Genomic DNA, 22,006 nt, shown 5'->3' on the forward strand with positions numbered 1-22,006 from the left:
AGACGACCTTGAACGAGAACCTGATCGCGAGCCTTCGCGAGCGCCTCGGCCCGGACAGCGTGCTGACGGGCGACGACATCCCGCCGCGCAACTGGGCCGACGAGACGAAGCTTACGCCGGTGCGTCCGGCCGCGCTGATCCTGCCGCGCAGCACCATGGACGTCTCCATCGCGCTGCGTCTGTGCAACGAGGCCGGCCAGCACGTGGTGACGCAAGGCGGGATGACGGGGCTTGCCGCGGGCGCGCATCCGATGGACGGCGAGTTCGCGCTGTCCCTCGAAAAGATGCGCGGCGTCGAGGAGGTCGACCCGGTCGCCGGCACGCTGACCGCGCTCGCGGGGACGACGCTTGCCGACGTCCAGGCCGCGGCCGAGGCGGCGGGCTTCCTGTGCGGCATCGATCTCGGCGCGCGCGGCTCCTGCACGATCGGCGGCAATGTCGCGACGAACGCGGGCGGCAACCAGGTGCTGCGCTACGGGATGACGCGCAAGAACATCCTGGGGCTCGAGGCGGTGCAGGCGGACGGCACGATCCTCACCTCACTCAACAAGATGATGAAGAACAACACCGGCTACGACTGGACGCAGCTCCTCGTCGGGTCGGAGGGGACGCTCGGCGTCATCACGCGCGTCGTGGTCGGGCTCCATCCGCAGCCGAAGGCGGTCGAGACCGCGCTCCTCGCCCTCCCCTCCGCGGACGCGGCGCTCAAGGTGCTGAAGCGGCTCGAGGCCGAGTTCGGCGCTGGGCTGATGGTGTTCGAGGGGATGTGGCGCGAGTTCATCACGGTCGCGACCGAGGAACTCGGCATCGTGCGCCCGTTCGAAGCCGAGCACGACGTCCTCATCCTCACCGAGATCGCGCCGGGCGGCGACAACCCGGCCGAGGCGGTCGAGGCCGTCCTCGGCGCGCTCCTCGAGGAAGGCGCCATCGAGGACGCGATCCTCGCCCAGTCCGCCGCCGATGCGCTGAGGCTCTGGAGCTATCGCGAGAGCGTCTACGAGTATCAGCGGCTCCACAAGGTACAGGTCGGGTTCGACATCGCGATCCCGCGCCCCGCGATCGGCGCCGCGGTGGAGGATCTGCGCGCCCTCCACGCGGCCGAGTGGCCGAGCGCGCTCCAGGTCGTCTTCGGCCACATCGCCGACAGCAACCTCCACATCGTGACCGGCCCGGCGAAACCCGACACGACGATCGACGCCGCCCAGACCAAGCGGATCGAGACCGGCGTCTACGAGATCGTGCGCAAGCACCGCGGGTCGATCTCGGCCGAGCACGGGATCGGGCGCGCGAAGCGGCCCTATCTCGCCCACAGCCGGACGGAGGCCGAGCTCGCGCTGATGCACGCGATCAAGTCGACGCTGGATCCGAAGGGGATCCTGAACCACGGGCGGGTGATCTGAGGGCGTCCGGCCGCGCCGGACCGCGCGGCCGTCCCGCGGTCAGTTGACGAAGGGCACGCCGTCGATCCCGGCATAGCGGTCGACGGTCGCCAGCATCTCCTGCGGGTCCCAGGGCTTCGGCAGGCGCTGCGCGTTCGGATAGTTGCGCAGCACCTCGCTGCCGGCGAGCGTGTAGCCGGAGACGAACACGATCGGCGTGCCGATCTGGGTGAGGTAGGCGGCGACCTTCTCGCTGGTGCGGCCTTCGCCAAGATTGACGTCGAGGATGGCAAGGGTCGGCACGAACGCCTTCAGGGCGTCGAGCGCCTGGTCGGCGTCGGCGAACGGGCCGTGGACCGTGTAGCCGGCGTCTTCGAGCAGATCGGCCAGATCGAACGCGATGAGGGCTTCGTCCTCGACGATCAGAATCTGGCTTGTCTTGCGCCCCATCGCCCCATCCTTGCTGCCGTCACCCGTCACGGTCGCTCCGTCTTCCTGACAACACCGGGGCACATACACCGCCCGGCACGTTCGGTAGCGCTTCCACCCCCGTGCCGGCCGGCTTCGCAGGAGCCAGCTCCATCTTGCTAACGCGCGATGCGGACTTGGAACAAAAAGTCCAGTTTCCGTTGAGTTGATCGCGAGAATTATCTCGATGCTATTGATTGGACGATAGTCCTCTGCGGACCATCACACAAGCGGATCCAGGGAAACTAAGCCGCATCGCGGGACGTTCGCGACCCGCGCGCCGGCCAGTGTTTGCGCGCGATCCGTCGCGATGACGGCCGCGTCAGTGGATCAGATCGGCGATTTCCGGGAGGAGGAGGAAGAGGAAGCCGCCGCCGGCCAAAAGTGACGCACCCATGGCGCCGAGCGCGAGGAGGCCGTCGCCCGCGAGGATGGCGAGCGCGAAGAGGGCGATGATCGCGGCCGTGAGCGTGCTCGTCAGCGGGAGGAGCTCCATCGGCGGCATCGTGGCGGCGAGCGCGGCGCAGATCACCACCATCGCGATGATCGTCCAGCGGTTGATCATGAAGGAGAAACGCGGGCGGACGAGCCGGTCGAAGCGGGTAAGCACCGGCCCCGCGCGCCCGACGGCCCATTCGAGCCGGTGCCGCGCGATCCGCATCCTCAGAAGCCGCGCCGGCAGCCAGACCGTGTCGCGCCCCAGGAGGAACTGGACGCACACGAGCACGATCATCACCGCGGCGAGCGTCGGCGTGCCAGGGATGCCGCTGATCGGCGACACGATGACGACACTCGGCAGGAGAAGCAGCGCACCGAACGACTTCTGGCCAACCGCCTCGAGCGCATCCGCCACGCTCACGGTCTCGCCCTGACCCGCCTCGACGACCTCACGCAACAAGGTCTGAAGGCGACCCTCGCCTAACTCCACGCACCACCCTCCGAAAGCGACTGTCGGGAACGGCAGTCAGCGGTGCCCGGTTCCATGCCGCAAAGTCGCGCACGGGACGAGGCCCAGGGGCACACATAATTTGCCGGATCAGAAGTTCACAGTGGCGCGGCGCGACCGTAGCGCCGCACCCACCGGGATTATTCCGCCGGGGCGGGCGGGGTCTTGTTGTCGCCCATGCCGCTCAGCTCCGCCTCGATGGCGCGGGTGATGGCCGAACGCGGGCGCGTGAGGCGCGCGAGGAGGTCGTAGAGGACCGGGATCACGAAGAGGGTGAGGAAGCCCGACACGACGAGGCCGCCGACGATCACGGTGCCGATGGCGATGCGGCTCTCCGCCCCCGCCCCGGTCGCGAGCACCAGCGGCACGGCGCCGAGCACGGTCGAGATCACCGTCATGACGATCGGGCGCAGGCGCAGCACGGTGGCGTCCACCACCGCCTCGCGGATGCCCTTGCCCTCGTCGCGGAGCTGGTTCGCGAACTCCACGATCAGGATGCCGTTCTTCGCCATCAGCCCGATCAATAGGATGATGCCGATCTGGCTGTAGATGTTCAGCGAGAGCCCGGCGAGGGAGAGCGAGAAGACCGCCCCCGCGATGCCGAGCGGCACCGTCAGCATGATGACGAGCGGGTGGACGAAGCTCTCGAACTGCGCCGCGAGCACCAGGAAGACGATGAGGAGGGCGAGCGCGAAGGTGGTCGCGACCCCGCTCGACGTCTCCCGGAATTGCTGGGACTGGCCGGCGAGGCCGAGCCGCGCCTCGGGCGGCAGCGTCTCGGCGGCGGCGGCCTCCATGTAGGCGATCGCCTCGCCGAGGCTGTATCCGTCCGCGAGCGAGCCCTCGATGGTGATGGAGGGGAGCCGGTCGTAGCGGCGCAGCTCAGCGGCGGCGGCGGTGTTCTTCACCGTCACCAGCGAGTTCAGCGGCACCAGCGTCTCGCCGTCCCCGGCGCGCACGAAGATGAAGTCGATGTCGGAGGGCGAGGCGCGGTCCTTGTCCTCGGCCTGCATCAGGACGGGATATTCACGGCCGCGGTCGACGAACTTCGTCACCTCGCGCGAGGCAAGCAGCGTCTGGAGCGTGCCGGCGATGGTCTCGACGGAAACGCCGAGATCGTCGGCCCGCGCGCGGTCGAGCGAGATGTCGAGCTGCGGCTGATTCTCCTCGTAGTCCATTTCCATGTTGGTGAGGTTCGGGTTCTCCTGCGCCCGGCGCAGAAGCTCGTCCGCCCACACCTTCACGCTGTCGAAATCCGGCCCGCTGACGACGACGCGCAGGGGCGTGCGGCTGCCGCGCAGACCAAGCCCCGCCGGCGAGACCGGAAAGCCGCGCGCGGCGGTCACGTTGCGCATCTGCGGCGCCATCGCGGCGACGATCTCGCGATGGTCGCGGTCGCGCTTGTCCCAGTCGGCGAGGCGCAGGACGACGAAGGAGCGGTTCGTCCGCCCGAAGCTGCCCGAGAAGGTGAAGATCGCGGCGACGTCTCCGGACTGGCGCAGCGGCTCGGCGATCTGCTCGACCTGGCGCGCCGCCGTGTCGGTGAAGGAGAGCGTGCTCCCCTGCGGCGAGGTGAGCGGCACGAAGACGACGCCCCGATCCTCGCTCGGCGTCAGCTCCTGCGGCAGCGTCTGGTAGACGAAGCCGCCCGCGACGGCGACGCCGACCGAGGCGGCGAGCACGATGAGGGGCGCGCGCACCGCCGCGTTCACGAGGCGGCGGAAATTGCGCATCACCCAGCCTTCGTGGTTTTCGTCAACCGCGCCGAGCGTGCCGCCGCGCAGCACCTTGGAGGCGAGGGCCGGGCAGGCCGTCAGCGCGACGAAGGTCGAGATCGCGACGGCGCTCGCCATCACGAAGCCGAACTCGGTGAAGAGGCGGCCGACCTGCCCGTCGAGCATGGAGAGCGGCACGAAGACGGCGATCAGCGTCAGCGATGTCGCGATGACGGCGAACGTCACCTGGCGCGAGCCGAGCACGCTCGCGACGAGCGCGCTCTCGCCAAGGTCGATGCGTCGCTGGATGTTCTCCAGCACCACGATCGCGTCGTCGACGACGAGGCCGATGGCGAGGAGGAGCGCGAGGAGGGTGAGGACGTTGATCGAGAAGCCCATCGCCGCGATCAGCGTGAACGTCCCGATGAGGGCGATCGGGATGGTGATCGCCGGGATCAGCGTCGCCCGCCACGAGCGCAGGAACGCCATGATGACGAGGACGACCAGCACCAGCGACATGCCGAGCGCCATGACCACCTCCTTGATGGAGGCGGCGACGAAGATCGCGTCGTCCGAGCCGACTTCGATGGCCATGCCATCCGGGAGGCCGGCCGACATCGCCTCGATCTCGGCGCGCACGCCGTTGGAGATCGCGATCGTGTTCGACTGGCTCTGCCGGATGATCGAGAGGCCGACGGCGACCGTGCCGTTGTTGCGCACGATGGTGGAATCGTTCGCGACGCCCGGCACGACGCGCGCGACGTCGAGGAGGCGGATCGGGTAGCCCGCGATCCGGTCGATCACGACGTTGGAGAAGGCCTCGACGGTCGGCAGGCGGCTGTTGAGGCGGACGGTGAGCTGGCGCGACTGGGATTCGATCTCGCCCGCCGGCAGCTCCACGTTGGCCCGGCGCAGCGCGTCCGCGATGTCCGTGACGGTGAGGTTGCGGGCGGCCATCGCGCGCCGGTCGAGCCAGATGCGCACCGCGAAGGGCCGGTCGCCATAGAGATCGACGCTCGCGACGCCCGGCACCGTGGCGAGGCGGTCGACGACATAGCGGTCGACATAGTCGGTGATCTCGGCCGGCGTCATGCGCGTGGAGGTCACGGCGAGGCGCATGACGGGGTCGCCGTCCGCGTCGCTCTTCACGACCTGCGGCTCGTCGGCGTCGTCCGGCAGCTCGGCGCGGACGCGGGCGACGGCGTCGCGCACGTCGTTGGCGGCCTCGTCGATATTGCGGCCGACCTCGAACTCGACGGTAATCTGGCTGCGGCCGCGGCGGCTCTGGGAGGAGAGCGTCTTCACGCCGGAGATGCCGGCGATCGAGCTCTCGACCACCTCCGTGATGTCGGTGTCGACGATCTCCGGCGCGGCGCCCGTGTAGGTCGTGCGCACGGTGACGATCGCGGTGTCGATGTCGGGCAGTTCGCGGATCGGGAGCTGGGTCAGCGCGCCGATGCCGAAGACGATGATCAGGAGGCTCGCGACCGCCGCGAGCACAGGACGACGGATCGCGAGATCGGACAGCATCAGGAGCGCTGCTCCCGCGTGACGGGCGGCGTGACCACCGCCGCCTCTGGCGTCGTCTGCTCGCTCTTCGGCTCGTTGAGGACGCGGACGGCGGCGCCGTTGCGGATCGACTGGATGCCGCGCGAGACGACGACTTCGCCGGGCGCCACGCCGTCGAGCACCTCGACGATGCCTTTGCGGCGCAGGCCCGTCGCGATCGGCCGGCGCATCGCGTGATTGTCCTCGACGATATAGACGTAGTGCTCGCCGCCCTCGATCGTCACGGCCTCTTCGGGCACGACGACATTCTCACGGTCCATCAGCGCAAGATCGATGCGCATGAACATGCCGACCGGCAGGGCGCGGTCATTGTTGGGCAGGCGCGCCCGGACACGGAAGGCGCGGGAGACCGGATCGACGCGGCTGTCGATCGCCGTCACATTGCCGGCGAAGACGCGGTCCGGGAAGGCCGCGCTCGTCGCCGCGACGCGCTGGCCGTGATGGATCTGGCCATAGACCGTCTCGGGCAGGCGGAACTCGATCTCGACCTCGGAGAGATCATCGAGCGTCGTCAGCACGGTCGACGTGTCGACGCGGGCGCCGAGGTCCATGCTGCGGATGCCGAGCACGCCGCCGAAGGGGGCGCGCACGGTGCGGTCCTCGGCGCGGCGGCGGGCGCGCTGGACGGCGGCCTCGGCGATGAGCTGCTCGGAGCGGAGCTGGTCGAGCGTCGCGCGGCTCACCGTGCTCGAATTGTTTCGGAGGAGCGATTCGGACCGTTCGAGCGCGCGCCGCTTCTCCTCGAGCAGCGCCTCCGCCTCGCGCAGCGTCGCCTCCTCGATCTCGATGTCGAGGCGGGCGAGGACGGTCCCCTCCTCCACCTCCTGGCCGGGCTCGATGTTCAGTTCGATGATCCGGCCTTCGGCGAGCGGGACGATGTCGACCGACTGGAGCGCGCGGGTGGAGCCGACCGCCTCGACATTGAGGTCGAGCGACTGGAGCTCGGCGATCTCGACCTCGACGGCGGTGGCGCGGACTTCACGGGTGGGCTTGGGCGCCGCTGCGGTCGCGGCTGGGCCGGCTGCGGGGGCCGCCGCGTTCGCGGAGCGCTGGCCATGGTCCCGGTAGAGGACATAGCCGCCACCGAAGAAGGCCGCGAGCACCGCGAGGATGACGATCTGTCTGAGTAGGCCCATTGTTCCCCCGTCCGCCGGCGCCCCGAACGCCCCGCGATCGCCCAAGAAGAGGCAAGCGCGGCGTAGCAACTATCAAGCCATTCGGCCCGTCCGTCGCGTCGATCCGGCGCACAATGCCCGACGAGACTGTCCCACACATGAACGTCTAGAGGTATCCAGGGATTCCGCTGGATCACATTATCGTCAAACAAACGCCCCGCGAAGTGCGAAAGCGCCTCAGACGGAGGCCGGCTCCGGCGCTGGGGCGTTGCCTTGATCCACGAGGCCGGGGGCCTGCCGCCGCAGGAAGTCGATGAACGCGCGCGCGGCGGGGGTGACGGGACGTTCGGCCGCCGTCACCGTCCCGATATCGCGGAAGATCGGGACGGGGCCGATGCGCAGCGTGCGGCAGCGGGACGCATCGAGCTTGTGGGCAAAGATCGAGGGCACGAAGCTGAACCCCATCCCCATCTCGACATAGGCGATCAGCGTCGTGATGTTCTGCGCCTCGCGCGCGGGGCTGAAGGTGCGCCCGTTGGCGGCGAAGGCGGCCTCGATGGTCGCGCGGAAGCCCGACCCGCGCGCCGGCACCATCAGCGGCGCATCGGCGAGGTCCTCCAGCGTGATCGCCTCCCAGGCCGCCGCCGGATGGCCGGTCGGCACGATGACGAGGCACTCGTCGCGCAGGAGGCGGTTGAAGGTGAGGTCGCGCCGGTTGGCGGGCTCGGAGACGAGCGCGACATCCACGTCCCCGGCGAGGACGAGCGCGAGCGCGCGGTCCGCCGTGCAGTCGATCGCCGTCACCTCCACCATCGGATAGCGCTTGTGGAAGGCGAGGAGGACGCGGGGCAGGAGGCTCGCCGCGACCGTCGGCAGCGCGGTGAGCGCGACCCGGCCTTGCTTCAGCTCGCCCTCTTCGCGAAGCTGGCGGGACAGCTTCTCGAGCTCGCCGAGCGCGTCGCGCGCCGCGTCGAGAAGGCGTGAGCCGCCGCTCGTGAGGACGACCTGGCGGGTGGAGCGCTGGAAGAGACGGATCCCGAGGGATTCCTCGAGCTGGCGCACGCGCACGCTGACGGTCGACTGCGACACGTTGAGCTTCGTGGCCGCGGCCCGGAAGCTCCCGAGCTCGGCGACGGCGATAAAAGTCGCGATTTCCGCCAGCTTGAAATTGATCACTGCGATCAATCAATCAATTGAACAATGCAATGTTTCTAAATTTTAGGGCGAGGGCCGGCATGGCGTCAAGCGCTGGCTGCCGGTCAGCCATGCGGACCGGCGCGCGTGTGCCGGTTTGACGCGGCCCGTGTCCCGTTGGACGATACGCCTCAAACAGCCAGACGGCGACACAAGACCGGAAGAGGAAACGACACCCCCATGCCCCAAGTGATGATCGTGACCGGCGGCAGCCGAGGGATCGGCGCGGCGACCATCCTGCACGCGGTGAACGCAGGCTATGACGTGGCGTTCAGCTACGGCGCCGACGATGCGGGCGCGCAGAAGGTGGTCGCCGCGGCCGAGGCGCGCAACGGTCGCATCCTCGCCGTGAAGGCCGACATGGGCACCGAGGCGGGCGTGCTCGAGCTCTTCGCCGCGTGCGACGGGGCCTTCGGCGCGCCGAACGTGCTCGTCAACAATGCCGGCATCACGGGCCACATCGTGCGCGTCGCCGACATGACGGCCGACGACATCCGCCGCCTCTTCGACATCAACGTCCTCGGCGTCTTTCTCGCCTCGCGCGAGGCGGTGCGGCGCATGTCCACCGCGCTCGGCGGGCAGGGCGGTGCGATCGTCAACATCTCCTCGCGCGCCGCGACCCTCGGCGGCGCCGGCGAGTGGGTCCATTACGGGGCGAGCAAGGGTGCGGTCGACACGATGACGATCGGCCTCGCCCGCGAGGTGGCGCGCGAAGGAATCCGCGTGAACGCGATCCGCCCCGGCCTGATCGACACCGAGATCCACGCCCGCGGCGGCGCCCCCGAGCGCCTCGAAAAGCTGATCCCCGGCGTCCCGATGGGCCGCGCCGGCACCGCCGACGAGGTCGCCGAGGCGGTGATGTGGCTCGCCTCCGACGCCGCGTCCTATGTGACGGGGAGCTTTATCGAGGTGACGGGCGGGCGCTGAGCCGGGGCAGGCCTGCCCGGCGCAGCGCCGCCGCAACCGGGCGGGGTGCTTCCGGCGAAACCGGCGCGCCCCAGCCGTTCGTGCCGGCGAGCGTCGGCCGAGCCGACGGCCCCGCCGCACAGTGGCGCGCCGACGTCCAAACAGGCGGAGCGCCGACGGCGCCGCTGGGCTTACGCCCCATGCACCATGTGCGGTGCGACCGCCGTCGGCCCGCCAGCGCCCGCCGAACGTCGATCGCTTAGGCGCTCCCGACGTTGACGGGTTCACTTCCGTGCGGGATGAGGGCGACCAGCAGCGCAGGGCAGGCACGCTCCGCGTCTGGATTGGGACGTGGGCTTCGGCCAGATGCGGCTCATCGCCAAGGCCGACGATGCGGTGAGCCTGGAGCGGGCGGAGCCGCCCCGCCGTCAGGTCGCGGCGATCGTGATCGCGACGGCGACGCCGATGGCGGCGACGATCCAGGGGAGGATCTTCAGGAACTTCGCGATGCGGACCATCCGCTGGTAGGCCTTCGCGTCGTTGCGGCGGGGGAAGGGCTCGTCGGGGACGGGCTTGCCGAGGAAGGCGCAGAGCGGCTCCCAGCCCTCACTCACCTCCATGACGAGGAGCTTCTCGGGCGGGATCGTCGCCTTCACGGCGGCGTTGTGGTCGAGATATTTCTGCTTCGCCAGCGCGGGGTCGTGGTAGCGCCAGTTGAAGACGCCCTCGTAGACGAGCTTGTCGGTGAACTGGACGAGCTTGCGCACCGCCGGGAAGAGGGCGAGCACCCATTTCGGCGCCGCGTCGCGGAGCGCGAACACCGTGTTGACCGAACTCTCGTACCATTTCTCCGGCGAGGAGCGGACGGTCAGGATGAACTTCGCGTCCGGATAGGCCTCGTAGAGCTCCTTGTAGTAGCAGTAGGTCGGCGTATCGACGGCCGACTTGTAGCGCCCGTAGACCGCCTCCCAGTCGCGCTTTCCCTTGAAGGCGATGTCGTGCCACTTGAAGACGTCGGACCGCCGCAGATTCATGTAGTGCAAGCACGGATCGTAGCCGAGCTTCTGCAGGGCGGCCTGCAAGGAGCGGGTTCCGGTGCGGCCGAACCCCACTCCGATGACTTCTAGCGGCATTCTCGTTCCTTGACTCTACACGGGATTCTGGACCCGGACGGCGCCGGGGAAGGGCCGCCGGCACGGGCTCCGGAGAGCCCCCGGCGGGGACGTCAGGCGGGTTTCGGGGCGTTCGGCAGCTTCTCTTCGATATAGTCGACGATCGTCGCGAGGCCGTTCTCAGAGCGGACGTTGCCGCCGAGACGCTGGGCGCGCGCCGCCGTCTCCGGTTCGAGGAGCGCGCCGAGGCGCTTCACGAGCTGGGCGCGGGTCAGCGACTTGAACGGCACATGGTCGCCGACACCGAGGCGCTTCAGCCGCTCGCCCCAGAAGGGCTGGTCGACCGCGAAGGAGCAGACGAGCGTCGGCAGGCCGGCCGAGATCGTCGCGTGCGTGGTGCCGGCGCCGCCATGATGGACGGCCGCGACGCAGTGCTTCAGGAGGCGCTGGTGGTCGACATGGCGCACGCAGAAGAGATTGTCGCTCTCCCCTTCCGCGAAGGCGGACCAGCCGGCGGACAGGATGCCGCGCACGCCGAGTTCGTCGAGCGCGTCCTTCAGCATCTCGACGGTGGCCGCCTCGTCCGGCACGGACATGCTGCCGAAGCTGATGAAGACCGGGGCGGAGCCGCGTTTGATCCAGTCGACGAGCTCACGGCTCGGCGCGACGCTGCCCGTCTCGTCCCGCAATGACGGCGGCACGATGATCGGGCCGGGCTGGAAGGCGCCGGTTCCATAATCTTGCGGCAGGGGCGCGATATAGCGGCTCCACGCGATGGCCGCCGCGCGGTTCTGCGAGACCACCTCCATCGCGTAGGGGTCTTTCGATGCCGGCAATCCGTGCTCGGAACGATAGGGATCGATCACGGACTTCACTCCTCTTGCAAGCTGGCGCAGCACGAGCGCGTAGGTGCCCCGGTTGAGCGGGCCGAGCTGGCGCACCGTGACCACCGGCGAGGGGAAGGCGTGGGTGGGGAGCCAGGGAAACAGTGTGATCGGCAGGACCGGAACGCCGCGCACGGCCGCGACGGCGGCGGGAATGTTCATCCCGACCTGCATCGACAGGATGGCGTCCGCATCGTCCGCCGCGTCGTGCACGGCGTTGAGCGTGACGGCGGTGTCGCCCTTGATCTTCGCGAGGAAGGCTTTCAGCTGGCCGAAGATGCGGCCCGTTGAGATGGCCTTCTGTATCTCGGGCGAATTGAGCAGCGACTTCGCCTGATAGGGGAGCGGGATGGCGGGGACGCCCGACTTCGCGATCCAATCCATCTGATCGGACGGGGCCGCGATGCGGACATCGTGCCCGCGCGCCTGCAGTGCGGCGGCGACAGCCAGCTGCGGCTCGACATCACCACGCGTGCCGACAGCAAACGCGACAATCTTCATTTCCGCTCAACCCTCACAAACTCTGTTTCTCGCTGTACAACCTTAACGTGCGACACGCAACGCGCTTCTTGCGAGCACGCCCCGTGCCGTCGGCCCGCAGGCCATTAGCCACAAAGTCTAATAAGGTCAATGAAAGTTAAATCGCATCACAAGCCTGCCATTAAGCCAGACTTATTATGCTTCTAAAAAGACATACTTATGACGATTGCTTGTCAACGGTGCCCGACACCACCAACGCTTCGTTTTATGGCTGTATGCTAATACTCAGAGTGTGACCAGAATATGATCCGACAAAACGATCCATTCGTCTGATCATTACATGGTCTACTATGTACCCCATCCGACATCCCGTCCGACTCGCCGGGAAACCGGTCGAATTCAGGACGCTAAATCTCGGACACAAATATGTGAGGAAATCGTTTAGGGCGGAAGTCAAGCGATGCCCTAACCGGGTGCGCGCAGCCCTGCACACCGGCCTCACCCCTGCAAATTGCCTTGATCCTCAATGCCGCGCGGGCCATCGCCCGCTCCCTGGTCGCAATCCCAGGTCGATTGCAAATCGCGCCGCAATCCTGGCGTCTTGAGTCTGGATTTATCGCATCCGGACCGAGGGTCGAGATGTCATCCCGTCATGCGGCGGAATGCCGCATGATATACCCGCTTTTTCGTGCGCCTTCGCTAAAGGGCTCCGGCCGCCATGTGCGCGAGCGACACGATCAGCGTGCCATAGACCGCGACCGCGCAGACCCCCACCGCGCTGCCGAGGCAAAGGAGAAGACCGTCCCGCTCCATGAGGCCGAGCCCGACGAGCGCCAGCGCGATCGCCGGCGGCCCGTTTCCGAACGGGATCGGCAGCACGAGAACGAAGGCGAGGATCAGCACCACCGCCCCCGTGAGGGGCACGAGCATCCGCTCCGGCAGCAGCGCCCAGCGCCGCCTCACGCGCTGCTCGAGCCAGCACAGGCGCGGCGTCATCTTCTCCACCAGCGTCACGAACGTGCCCTTCTCGAAGCCACGATCGGCGAGGAGGCGCGGCAGATAGGGCCGGCGATAGCCGACCACCATCTGCGCCCCGAGCAGCATCAGCGGCACGCCGAAGACCGCGGCCGCGCCGGGCGGCATCGGAAAGAGGTTCGGCAGCGCGAAGATCAGGACGAGCGCCGCGAAGGATCGCTTTGCGAGCGCTTCGGTGATGTCCCCGATGGTCACCCGCGGACCCGCGTTCCGTGCGAGATCCGAGAGGACGCGGGATAGAGGAGGCCTGACGCTCTCCTCATTCAATAGGCGCAAGGATGCCCCCGTCTGTCACCGCCTTACGGCGTCGGCTTCTCCCGATGACGTGACGGCGGCCTCGTCCGATTCCTCTTCGCGCGGCGCCTTCACGATCGACAGCACAACGCCCGAGACGAGGATTCCGATCGTGATCGACAGCGACCAGGCGGGCGGAATTTTCGTGAGTCCCAGCGCATCGGCGAGGAAGATCTTCGAGCCGATGAACACCAGCACGATCGCCAGCGCCTGCGACAGATAGGTGAAGCGATGGAGCATCGCCGCGAGCGCGAAATAGAGCGCGCGCAGGCCGAGAATCGCAAAGATATTCGAGGTGTAGATGATGTACGGGTCGGTCGTGATCGCGAAGATCGCCGGGATGGAATCGACGGCGAACACGACATCGGCGAACTCGATCACCACGAGCGCCAGGAAGAGCGGCGTCACGAAGGTCAGCATCCGCCCGGTCTTCGCGTCGGGCTTGCGCACGAAGAAGCGCTCGCCGTGCAGCTCCTCGGTGAGCCGGCAGCGCCGCTGCATCAGGCGCAGCACCGGGTTCTGGGCGACGTCGTACTCGTCATCCCCCATCACCAGCATCTTGATGCCGCTGAAGATCAGGAAGGCCGCGAAGAGATAGAGCATCCACTCGAAGCGCTCGATGATCACGACGCCGGCGGCGATCATGATGGCGCGCAGGATGATGACGCCCAGTATGCCCCAAAGGAGCACGCGTCGCTGGTGGATTCGCGGGATGTTGAAGTAGGCGAAGATGAGCGCGATGACGAAGATATTGTCCATCGCCAGGCTCTTCTCGACGACGAAGCCGGTCAGGTAGAGGACCGCGGCATCGTCGCCCATGGTCTGCCAGACCCAGCCGCCAAAGGCGAGGGCGACACCGATATAGAAGGCTGAAAGAAAAAGGCTCTCCCGGACACCGATCTCGTGGGAATTGCGGTGGAAGACCCCGAGGTCGAACACCAGAAGCACGAGAACGAGGAGGAGAAAGGCCAGCCACATCCAGGCCGGTTTCCCCATGATGTCAATGAAGAGGGTATCCAAAATCAGACTCCATGCCGCCGGCGCGAGATGGGACGCAGACGTGCGCTCCCATGCACGCGCCGCCATGGCGGGGTATGCACGCCCGTCAGATGGCAACCCAGGCAGGAGACAACAAGGCCGGGGAGGCGCGTCAGCTTAACGCGTTGCCTATCGGCGACACCCGGTTCAGTGACACACTTTCTCCAAAGCCGTGTCGATCCTTTGTTTTTTGTAACGCGTCGTTTCAATGGCTGCTTTTGACACAATCTGATGCAATTTTTATGCGTCGGCCGCTGCAATCGACCCTATAAGGCCGGGGTCCTCAGATCGATCTCAGTATGTCCAGTGTACCCCTCGTCCTCGTTGTCGATGACGACCCCGAAATCCGTGACCTCCTCAGCCGCTATCTCGTGAGCCAGGGCTTCCGCGTGGAAGTGGCCGGAGACCAGGCCGAATGCCTCGCGACGCTCGCCGAGAAAGCGCCCGATCTCGTCGTCCTCGACGTGATGCTGCCGGACGGGTCCGGGCTCGATCTTTGCCGCGATCTCTCGTCAAGGCGCCCGTCGACCCCGGTGATCCTGCTGACGGCGCTGAAGGAGGACGTCGACCGCATCATCGGCCTCGAGCTCGGCGCGGACGATTATCTCGGCAAGCCGTTCAACCCCCGCGAGCTGACCGCGCGCATCCGCGCTGTCCTGCGCCGCTCCGCCACCGTGCCGGAGAAGGACGACAAGATCGTCGCCTACCGCGTCGGCGATTTCGTCATGGAGCCGGAACGCCGCCGCATCGCGCGCAGCTCCGGCGAAGAGGTGACGCTGACGAGCGCCGAGTTCGACCTCCTGCGCACCTTCATGGAGCGGCCGGGCCGGCTCCTGTCGCGCGACCAGCTCCTCGACCTCACCCAGGGCCGCGACCGCGACGCGATGGACCGGTCGATCGACGTCCTCATGAGCCGCCTGCGCCGCAAGCTCGGCGACACGTCGAACGGGCCGCTGTTCAAGACCATCCGCAACGGCGGCTACCAGCTCGCGATGCCCGTCCAGACCGAATTCGCCGGATGAACTCGCTCCGGACGCGGATCACCGCGCTCCTGATCGTCGCGATCTTCTCCGTCGTCGGCCTCGCGACGCTCGCCGCCTACATGACGCTGCACCCGCCGCGCCCGGAGGCGACGGTCGAGCCGATCGCGAAGGGGCTGCACCTCATCGCGCGCCTCGCCTCGGTGAACGCCACCGCCCTCGACGCGGCCGGCGCGGTGCTGTCGGACACGCCGGCGAACGGGGAGAACGTGCCCTTCGCCTCCGCCATCGTGACCGAGGCACTCGCCTCCACCGGGCCGTCCCGGCCGGTGCAGGTGGTCGAGCGGCCGGGGCGCGCGGATTATCTCGCCTCCATCCAGCTCGAGAGCGGGCGCTGGCTGATCGTCCCCTTCCCGCGCATCGGACCACCGCCGGGGGGCTGGTCGGTGTTCGCGGTGTGGATCGCCTTCATCGTGGTGGGCAGCGCGCTCGTGTCGGCGTTCGCGGCGGCGAAGGTCATCCGCCCGCTGCGCCTCATCGAATCCGCCGTCGCGATGGTGCAGCCGGACGGCACGCTGCCGCGCATCGAGGTGACGGGGCCGGTCGAGGCGCGCGCCACGGCCGCGGCGCTCAACCGCCTCTCGACCCGGCTGAAGCGGGCGACCGAGAGCCGGGTGCGCATGGTCGCCGCCGCCGGGCACGACCTGCGCACGCCGATGACGCGAATGCGCCTGCGCGCTGAATTCCTGCCCGACGACGAGCGCGACAAGTGGCTCGCCGACCTCGCCGAACTCGACGCGATCGCCGACAGCGCGATCCTGCTCGTGCGCGAGGAGGCCGGCCACAGCCGCGTCGAGGCCGTCGACCTCTCCCGCTCCCTCGCACGCATCGCGAACGAGCTGTGCGAACTCGGCCACGCGGTCGCGCTCGCGCGGGTCGACGGCGCGCAGGTCCGCGCCGCGCCCGTCGCGCTGAAGCGCGCGCTGCGCAACCTCATGGTCAACGCCGCGACGCACGGGGGCGGGGCCACCGTGTCGCTGGAGACCAGCCGGACCGAGGCGATCGTGACCATCTGCGACGAGGGGCCGGGCATCCCGCCCGCGCTCATCGACCAGGTGTTCGAGCCCTTCTTCCGCGCCCGCCACGCGCGCAGCAAGGCGATCCCAGGCGCCGGGCTCGGCCTCGCCATCGCCCGCGAGATCATCGAGCGGGCCGGCGGCACGATCGTCGTGAGGAACCGTACGCCGCACGGGCTGGAGCAGGTCGTGCGCCTGCCGCTGACCGGCTCCGGCACGCACCCGAAGGCCGACACGGCGCGGATGGACGAGCCCGCCTTCGCCTGACCGGCCGCTGCGTCCATTCGAGCGGCCCCGGGCGCGGCCGGAGCGCTGGCCGCTGCACGAAGATGCCGCTACAGCCATATCAGGGGCCGGGCGGCCCGCGGGTGGCGGCAAGGGGGCGGCGTGAGCTTGAGCGTGACTGAATTCTGGCGCGGGCGGAACGGACGGCGCGTCCGCTGGGCCGTGATCGGCCTCACCGCGCTCGTCGCGGTCGTCCTCCTCGGGGCGGGGGCGAACACGCTCGGCCGCTATTTCGGCTGGACGACGGAGCGGCTGACGCCGCAGGAGGCGTCCGCCCTCCTCAGCCCCTACTACCGGATCACCAAGCCGGAGGGGGCAGGCCCCTTCCCGACCGCCCTCATCTTCTCCGGCTGCGACGGTCCGCAGGACAACATGGCCCGCTGGGCGGAGCGGCTCGCGGCGGAGGGCTGGGCCTCGATCGTCGTCGACAGCCACACCCCGCGCGGCTTCGACGATTACGACATCTGGCGCCTCATCTGCGTCGGCCAGCTCTTCATGGGCTCCGAGCGCGCGGGCGACGTGCTGATCGGGATCGACGACGCGCGCAAGATGGATTTCGTGGACACCGACCGGATCGCCCTCATCGGCGCATCCCACGGCGGCTGGTCGATCATGGATTTCTTCGTCCTCGACCCGCCGGAGACGACGCCCTTCAGCCTCTCCGCCCTGCCCGAAAGCTTCGCGGCGCGCGGGATGGAGGGGATCGTCGGCAGCGTCCTCGTCTATCCCTGGTGCGGGCCGGCGAACCGCGCCCGCTCCTCCGGCTGGCGCGACGAGGCGCCCGTCCTCTTCCTGCTCAGCCGGGAGGACGCCATCGCCCCGTCGGGCGAGTGCCTCGACATCGCCGAGGTGCTTGAGAAGCAGGGCAAGAGCGTCGAGACGGTGGTGTTCGAGGGCACCACGCACGGGTTCGACCAGAAGACCCGCGCCGCCTTCAGCCTGCTGGAGTTCAACGCGGAGGCGACGGAGACCGCGCTCGCCACCGCCGTCCGCTTCCTGAACGAGGCCGCCGGCCTCACGCCCGGCGGCTGATCTTTCGCCGGCGCCCGCCTCAGGCGGAGGGCGCCGTCGTCTCCGCATCCGTCGCCGGCGGCGCCTTCCGTCGTCCGGCGAGGATGACATAGAGCGCCGGCAGGACGATCAGCGTCAGGATCGTCGCAACGAGCAGGCCGCCCATGATGGCGAAGGCCATCGGTCCCCAGAAGAGGGTCGGCGCGATCGGCAGGAGGCCGAGCACCGTCGACAAGGCCGTCAGCATCAGCGGGCGCAGGCGCGCCGTCGCCGCCACCGCGGCCGCCTCGCGCGCGGAGAGCCCTTTCGCCTCCTCGTCCACGATCTGGGTGATCAGGATCACCGCGTTCTTCGCGATCATGCCGATGAGGGCGAGGATGCCGAGGATCGCGACGAAGCCGAGCGGCCGCCCGAAGGCGAGAAGCGCCGCGACCACGCCGATGAGCCCGAGCGGCAGGAGGAGCACCACGATCGCGACGCGGCGGAAGCTCTGAAGCTGCACCATCAGGAGGGTGATCATCACGATCACCATCAGCGGCACCACCGCGAACACCGCCGCCGCGCTCTCCGCGCTCGTCTCGGCCGTGCCGCCAAGCTCCACGCGGAAGCCGGGCGGGAGCGCGGCGTCGAACTCGGCGATCTCGTCCGCGATGTCGGCGACCACCGCCTCGGGCGAGCTGCCCGGCGCGACGTCCGCGAGCACGGTCAGCGTCGGCACACGGTCCCGCCGCCAGACGATCGGCTGTTCGAGCGAGGGCTCGAACGTCGCGAACTGGCTGAGCGCGACGGTCCGCCCGCCGGGCACCGGCACCTGGAGCGTGTTCAGCGTGTTGAGCGTGACGCGGTTGTCGACGCTCGCCCGGCCGACGACGTTCACGAGATAGATCCCGTCGCGCAGCTGCGTGATGGGCGTGCCCGAGACCGCCGCGTTGAGGACGTTCGAGAGCGCGGCGCTCGTGAGGCCGAGCCGGCGCGCCTGGTCCTGGTCGACGACGATCCGCACCTCACGCGAGGGCTCGATCCAGTCGAAATGGACGCCGGTCGCGCCCGGATGGGCGGCCACAATGGCGGCGAGGCTCTGCGCCTCGGTCCGCAGCGTCTCGATGTCCGGACCGATGAGGCGATACTGGAGCGGCCACCCGATCGGCGGGCCCATCTCGAGCGGGCTGACGCGGCTGATCGCCTCCGGGAAGGTCGCCTCGAGATAGTTCGAGAGCGAATCCTCGAGCCTCAGGCGCGATTCCACGTCCTTCGCCATCACCACGATCTGCGAGTGATGGTCGCTCGGCGGCTGGATCGCGAGCGGGAGATAGAAGCGGACGACGTTGCGGCCGATATAGGACGAGTAGAAGTCGACTTCCTCGTTCTTGGCGAGCCAGTCCTCGATCGTCTCCACGGCCGCCTCGCTCGCGAAGATCGAGCTCGACCGGGGGAGCTGGAAGTCGACGATCAGCTCGTTTCGGTCGGACGGCGGGAAGAACTGCCGGTTGACCCCGCCGAGCGCCACGATGGCGAGCGCGAAGAGGCCGATCGCGATCAGCACCGTCAGCCACCGCGCCGTGATCGCGACGTCGAGGACGCGGCGATAGACGCGCAGGATCGCACCCGGCTTCGCGGGCTCCGCGCCCCCTTTCGGCGGCTTCAGGATCGCCGCGCCGAGGATCGGGGTGAAGAGGACGGCGACGAACCACGAGGCGATCAGCGCGATCGCCACGACCTGGAAGAGGGAGATGGTGTACTCGCCCGCCATGCTCTCGGCGAAGCCGATCGGGATGAAGCCGGCGATGGTGATGAGCGTGCCGGTCAGCATCGGCGCGGCGAGCATCTTGTAGGCGTAGGACGCCGCGTCGCTGATCTTCTCGCCGAGGGCCAGGCGGCGCAGGATCGCGTCCACCGTCGTCATCGCGTCGTCGACGAGGAGGGCGAGCGCGATGATCAGCGCGCCGAGCGAGACGCGGTGAAGGTCGATCCCCAGCGTCTGCATCACCAGGAAGACGGTGGCGAGCGTCACCGGGATGGCGATCGCCACCACCGCGCCCGGCCGCGCGCCGAGCGTGACGAAGCTGACGACGAGGATGATGCCGATCGCCTGCCACAGCGACGCGGTGAAGTCGCCGATGGCGCGCGTCACGACCTCGGGCTGATCGGAGACGAGGAAGGTCTCGATGCCGATCGGCAGCTCCGCCGTGATCTTCGCCATCGCCGCGTCGACGTTGCGGCCGAGCTCCAGGACGTCGCCGCCCTCGCGCATCGAGATGGCGAGACCGATCGCCCGCTCGCCGTTGAAGCGGAAGATCGGGCTCGGCGGGTCGGCGAAGTCGCGCCGGATGTCGGCGATGTCGCCGAGGCGGATCATCCGGCCGCCGGCATTGATCGACACGTTGGCGACGTCGGCCTCCGTCTCGAACGCGCCGGTCACCCGAAGCGACAGGTTTTCGAGACCCGTGTTGATGGTGCCGGCCGGGCGCACGATGTTCTGCGCGGCGACGGCGGCGAAGATCTGGCTGTAGTCGAGGCCGAGCGCGGCGACCCGTTCGGGGTCGAGATCGATATAGATCCGCTCGTCCTGCGCGCCGATGAACTCGATCTTCGCGATGCCCGGCACGTCGATCAGGAGATCGGAGCGGACCCCGTCGACCGCGTCGCGCAGCTCGCGGAAGCTGAAGCCGTCGGCGGTGAAGCCGTAGACGATGCCGAAGACATCGCCGAAATCGTCGTTGAAGAAGGGGCCGAGCACGCCCTGGGGCAGCGTGTGGCGCATGTCGCCGACGCGCTTGCGCACCTCGTACCAGGAATCGGCCACCTCATCCGGCGGCCACGTGCCTTCGAGCTCCACATAGATCGTCACGACGCCGGGGCGCGTGATGGAGCGCAGCGCGTCGAGGCCGGGCGTCTCCTGGAGCGTGCGCTCGAGGCGCTCGGTCACCTGGTTCAGCGTCTCGTCCATCGTCGCGCCAGGCCACACGGCCGACACGAGCATCGTCTTGATGGTGAAGGTCGGGTCCTCGTCGCGGCCGAGATTGACGAACGCGGCAGCGCCCGCGATCAGCGCGACGAGCATGAGATAGATGGTGAGCGATCGGCTGCGGATCGCCCACGAGGAGAGGTTCGGCCCGATCATGATTGCGCGTCGGGCAGGCGGACGGTCTGGCCGGGGCGCAGCGCCTGGACGCCGGCGGTCACGACGACCTCGCCCGGCTGGAGCCCGGCGTCGATGACGACGCGGCTCGGCAGGTGCTCGCTGACCTCGACGGGACGGAGCGAGACGGTGGAGGTCGCCGGATCCACGACCCAGACCGCCGGTGCGCCGTTCGCGCTCGTCATCGCGGTGGACGGGATGACGACGCCCGCCGCATCGCCGAGGGTGAGGCGGCCGGTGACGGTGGAGCCGAGGCGCATCTCAGCCGGCGGATTGTCGAGCCCGACCCGGACGCGGAACGTGCCGGTGGTGGCGTCGGCCTGCGGCGAGACCTCGCGGATGAGGCCCTTGGCGGTGACGTCGGCGCTCATCGTCAGCGCGACGTCGATCTCCTTGTAACGCGGGACGACGCCCATCAGGTTCGCCGGCGCGTCGAACACCGCGTCGCGGCCATCGTCGCGGGCGATGCGCACGACCATCTGTCCGGGCTGCACGATCTCGCCGACCTCGGCGCCGACCGCGATGACCGAGCCGGTCGAATCGGCGAGGAGCTGTGTGTCGTCGTAGCGGGTGCGGGCGAGGTCCACACGGGCCTGCGCGTCGTCGACGGCGGACTGGGCCGAGCGGAGCACTTGCGAGGCGTTGTCGAGCCGCGCGCGGGCGACGACCTCGCGCTGGTAGAGGTGTTGCTGGCGATCGAAATCGAGCTGCGCCTCCACGAGCCGGGCATCCGCGGCGGAAAGTCCGGCCTGGGCCGACAGGAGCGTGTTCTGCTCGTTCACCGGGTCGAGGCGCGCCACGAACTGGCCGGCCTCCAGCGCGTCACCCACGTTGACGGCCCGCTCGGTCATCCGTCCGCCGACGCGGAAGGCGAGATCCACCTGGCGCTCGGCGGCGACGGTGCCGGTGAGGCTGATGGTGCGCCCCTCGGTCTGCTCCACGACGGTGACGACGCGGACGAGCCGCGGCACCTCCACCGTCTCCTGCTCCTCTTCGGAGTTGCAGCCGGCGAGCGCGAAGAGCGCGGCGGCACTGGCGGTGAAGGCAATTGTTCGCAAACGCATGAACGCCGACCTTTGAAGACTGACGATGGCGGAGCCGCCCGACGGCGCCCGGTGCGCCTGAGCGGCCCGGAGCCATGTTAGACGATAAATTTGAATGCTGCTTGACGCACGTTTCTTATGCGGGCGCCATGATCTGCCGCAACCCAATTCCATGGCGGCGAATGATATTTAATGTTTCGCGGCATCACGCCGCTGCTTGGCTTTCAAGCAATTTTTCCTAGCCCAGCAAGAAGAGAGCGAATACTTTCCAGTCGCAGACGAACCCTCCTCTCGCCAGTGTTGCGCACAGGATCCGCGGATTTCCATCGGTCGATCC

16 protein-coding genes are annotated in these 22,006 nt (G+C 68.5%); 5 read left to right on the top strand and 11 right to left on the bottom strand.

Going from position 1 to position 22,006, the window contains the following annotated elements:
• Nucleotides 1-8: 8 nt before the first annotated feature.
• The gene (locus DBV35_RS13800) at nucleotides 9-1,400 is read left to right on the top strand and encodes an FAD-binding oxidoreductase (protein ID WP_205648677.1); all 1,392 of its coding nucleotides are present in this window, start codon (nucleotides 9-11) and stop codon (nucleotides 1,398-1,400) included.
• A gap of 39 nt (nucleotides 1,401-1,439) precedes the next feature.
• Here the strand turns inward: DBV35_RS13800 and DBV35_RS13805 are convergent, their stop codons facing one another.
• From DBV35_RS13805 to DBV35_RS13825, 5 genes are all read right to left on the bottom strand, one after another.
• Nucleotides 1,440-1,829, bottom strand: coding sequence for a response regulator (locus tag DBV35_RS13805; RefSeq protein ID WP_108660907.1), 390 nt, complete (start codon nucleotides 1,827-1,829; stop codon nucleotides 1,440-1,442).
• 340 nt (nucleotides 1,830-2,169) lie between these two features.
• The gene (locus tag DBV35_RS13810) at nucleotides 2,170-2,775 is read right to left on the bottom strand and encodes an exopolysaccharide biosynthesis protein (protein ID WP_157961733.1); all 606 of its coding nucleotides are present in this window, start codon (nucleotides 2,773-2,775) and stop codon (nucleotides 2,170-2,172) included.
• Between the two features lie 158 nt (nucleotides 2,776-2,933).
• A complete protein-coding gene (locus DBV35_RS13815; RefSeq protein WP_211099983.1) occupies nucleotides 2,934-6,038 on the bottom strand; it encodes an efflux RND transporter permease subunit in 3,105 nt (1,034 codons plus the stop codon).
• A complete protein-coding gene (locus tag DBV35_RS13820; protein ID WP_108660910.1) occupies nucleotides 6,038-7,213 on the bottom strand; it encodes an efflux RND transporter periplasmic adaptor subunit in 1,176 nt (391 codons plus the stop codon). Before DBV35_RS13820 ends, DBV35_RS13815 begins: the two co-directional genes overlap by 1 nt.
• Nucleotides 7,214-7,429: 216 nt before the next feature.
• On the bottom strand, nucleotides 7,430-8,368 hold the full coding sequence (locus tag DBV35_RS13825) for a LysR family transcriptional regulator (protein WP_170134936.1): 939 nt from the start codon (nucleotides 8,366-8,368) through the stop codon (nucleotides 7,430-7,432).
• A 198-nt stretch (nucleotides 8,369-8,566) separates the two neighbouring features.
• Between DBV35_RS13825 and DBV35_RS13830 the strand changes: the two genes are divergently transcribed.
• On the top strand, nucleotides 8,567-9,313 hold the full coding sequence (locus DBV35_RS13830) for an SDR family oxidoreductase (RefSeq protein ID WP_108660912.1): 747 nt from the start codon (nucleotides 8,567-8,569) through the stop codon (nucleotides 9,311-9,313).
• Nucleotides 9,314-9,720: 407 nt separating this feature from the next.
• Here the strand turns inward: DBV35_RS13830 and DBV35_RS13835 are convergent, their stop codons facing one another.
• The 4 genes from DBV35_RS13835 to DBV35_RS13850 form a co-directional block, all read right to left on the bottom strand.
• On the bottom strand, nucleotides 9,721-10,425 hold the full coding sequence (locus tag DBV35_RS13835; protein WP_157961734.1) for a sulfotransferase family protein: 705 nt from the start codon (nucleotides 10,423-10,425) through the stop codon (nucleotides 9,721-9,723).
• A 92-nt stretch (nucleotides 10,426-10,517) separates the two neighbouring features.
• On the bottom strand, nucleotides 10,518-11,789 hold the full coding sequence (locus DBV35_RS13840; protein WP_108660914.1) for a glycosyltransferase: 1,272 nt from the start codon (nucleotides 11,787-11,789) through the stop codon (nucleotides 10,518-10,520).
• 678 nt (nucleotides 11,790-12,467) lie between these two features.
• On the bottom strand, nucleotides 12,468-13,079 hold the full coding sequence (locus tag DBV35_RS13845) for an exopolysaccharide biosynthesis protein (RefSeq protein WP_108660915.1): 612 nt from the start codon (nucleotides 13,077-13,079) through the stop codon (nucleotides 12,468-12,470).
• Between the two features lie 15 nt (nucleotides 13,080-13,094).
• Nucleotides 13,095-14,117, bottom strand: coding sequence for a TerC family protein (locus tag DBV35_RS13850; RefSeq protein WP_108660916.1), 1,023 nt, complete (start codon nucleotides 14,115-14,117; stop codon nucleotides 13,095-13,097).
• A gap of 317 nt (nucleotides 14,118-14,434) precedes the next feature.
• Here DBV35_RS13850 and DBV35_RS13855 point away from each other — a divergent pair, with 317 nt between their 5' ends.
• The 3 genes from DBV35_RS13855 (at nucleotide 14,435) to DBV35_RS13865 (ending at nucleotide 17,508) form a co-directional block, all read left to right on the top strand.
• Entirely contained in the window at nucleotides 14,435-15,157 is a 723-nt protein-coding gene (locus DBV35_RS13855) for a response regulator (protein ID WP_108660917.1), read from the top strand.
• The gene (locus DBV35_RS13860; RefSeq protein WP_108660918.1) at nucleotides 15,154-16,458 is read left to right on the top strand and encodes a sensor histidine kinase; all 1,305 of its coding nucleotides are present in this window, start codon (nucleotides 15,154-15,156) and stop codon (nucleotides 16,456-16,458) included. Before DBV35_RS13855 ends, DBV35_RS13860 begins: the two co-directional genes overlap by 4 nt.
• Before the next feature lie 132 nt (nucleotides 16,459-16,590).
• Nucleotides 16,591-17,508: a dienelactone hydrolase family protein gene (locus tag DBV35_RS13865; protein ID WP_245943985.1), complete on the top strand. Its 918-nt coding sequence runs from the start codon at nucleotides 16,591-16,593 to the stop codon at nucleotides 17,506-17,508.
• 19 nt (nucleotides 17,509-17,527) lie between these two features.
• On the opposite strand, the gene DBV35_RS13870 is transcribed toward DBV35_RS13865, so the two are convergent.
• Entirely contained in the window at nucleotides 17,528-20,608 is a 3,081-nt protein-coding gene (locus DBV35_RS13870; protein WP_108660920.1) for an efflux RND transporter permease subunit, read from the bottom strand.
• Nucleotides 20,605-21,690 carry an efflux RND transporter periplasmic adaptor subunit gene (locus DBV35_RS13875; RefSeq protein WP_108660921.1) on the bottom strand — a complete coding sequence of 362 codons (1,086 nt, stop codon included), beginning with the start codon at nucleotides 21,688-21,690 and terminating at the stop codon, nucleotides 20,605-20,607. Before DBV35_RS13875 ends, DBV35_RS13870 begins: the two co-directional genes overlap by 4 nt.
• Nucleotides 21,691-22,006 lie beyond the last annotated feature (316 nt).

This window comes from Acuticoccus kandeliae (assembly GCF_003073115.1).

What these genes read in the sequence shown, in the direction of transcription:
- DBV35_RS13820 (WP_108660910.1), bottom strand. Translation starts at nt 7,213, where the DNA reads ATGGGCCTACTCAGACAGATCGTCATCCTCGCGGTGCTCGCGGCCTTC.
- DBV35_RS13875 (WP_108660921.1), bottom strand. Translation starts at nt 21,690, where the DNA reads ATGCGTTTGCGAACAATTGCCTTCACCGCCAGTGCCGCCGCGCTCTTC.
- DBV35_RS13840 (WP_108660914.1), bottom strand. Translation starts at nt 11,789, where the DNA reads ATGAAGATTGTCGCGTTTGCTGTCGGCACGCGTGGTGATGTCGAGCCG.
- DBV35_RS13815 (WP_211099983.1), bottom strand. Translation starts at nt 6,038, where the DNA reads ATGCTGTCCGATCTCGCGATCCGTCGTCCTGTGCTCGCGGCGGTCGCG.
- DBV35_RS13830 (WP_108660912.1), top strand. Translation starts at nt 8,567, where the DNA reads ATGCCCCAAGTGATGATCGTGACCGGCGGCAGCCGAGGGATCGGCGCG.
- DBV35_RS13860 (WP_108660918.1), top strand. Translation starts at nt 15,154, where the DNA reads ATGAACTCGCTCCGGACGCGGATCACCGCGCTCCTGATCGTCGCGATC.
- DBV35_RS13835 (WP_157961734.1), bottom strand. Translation starts at nt 10,425, where the DNA reads ATGCCGCTAGAAGTCATCGGAGTGGGGTTCGGCCGCACCGGAACCCGC.
- DBV35_RS13870 (WP_108660920.1), bottom strand. Translation starts at nt 20,608, where the DNA reads ATGATCGGGCCGAACCTCTCCTCGTGGGCGATCCGCAGCCGATCGCTC.
- DBV35_RS13855 (WP_108660917.1), top strand. Translation starts at nt 14,435, where the DNA reads ATGTCCAGTGTACCCCTCGTCCTCGTTGTCGATGACGACCCCGAAATC.
- DBV35_RS13805 (WP_108660907.1), bottom strand. Translation starts at nt 1,829, where the DNA reads ATGGGGCGCAAGACAAGCCAGATTCTGATCGTCGAGGACGAAGCCCTC.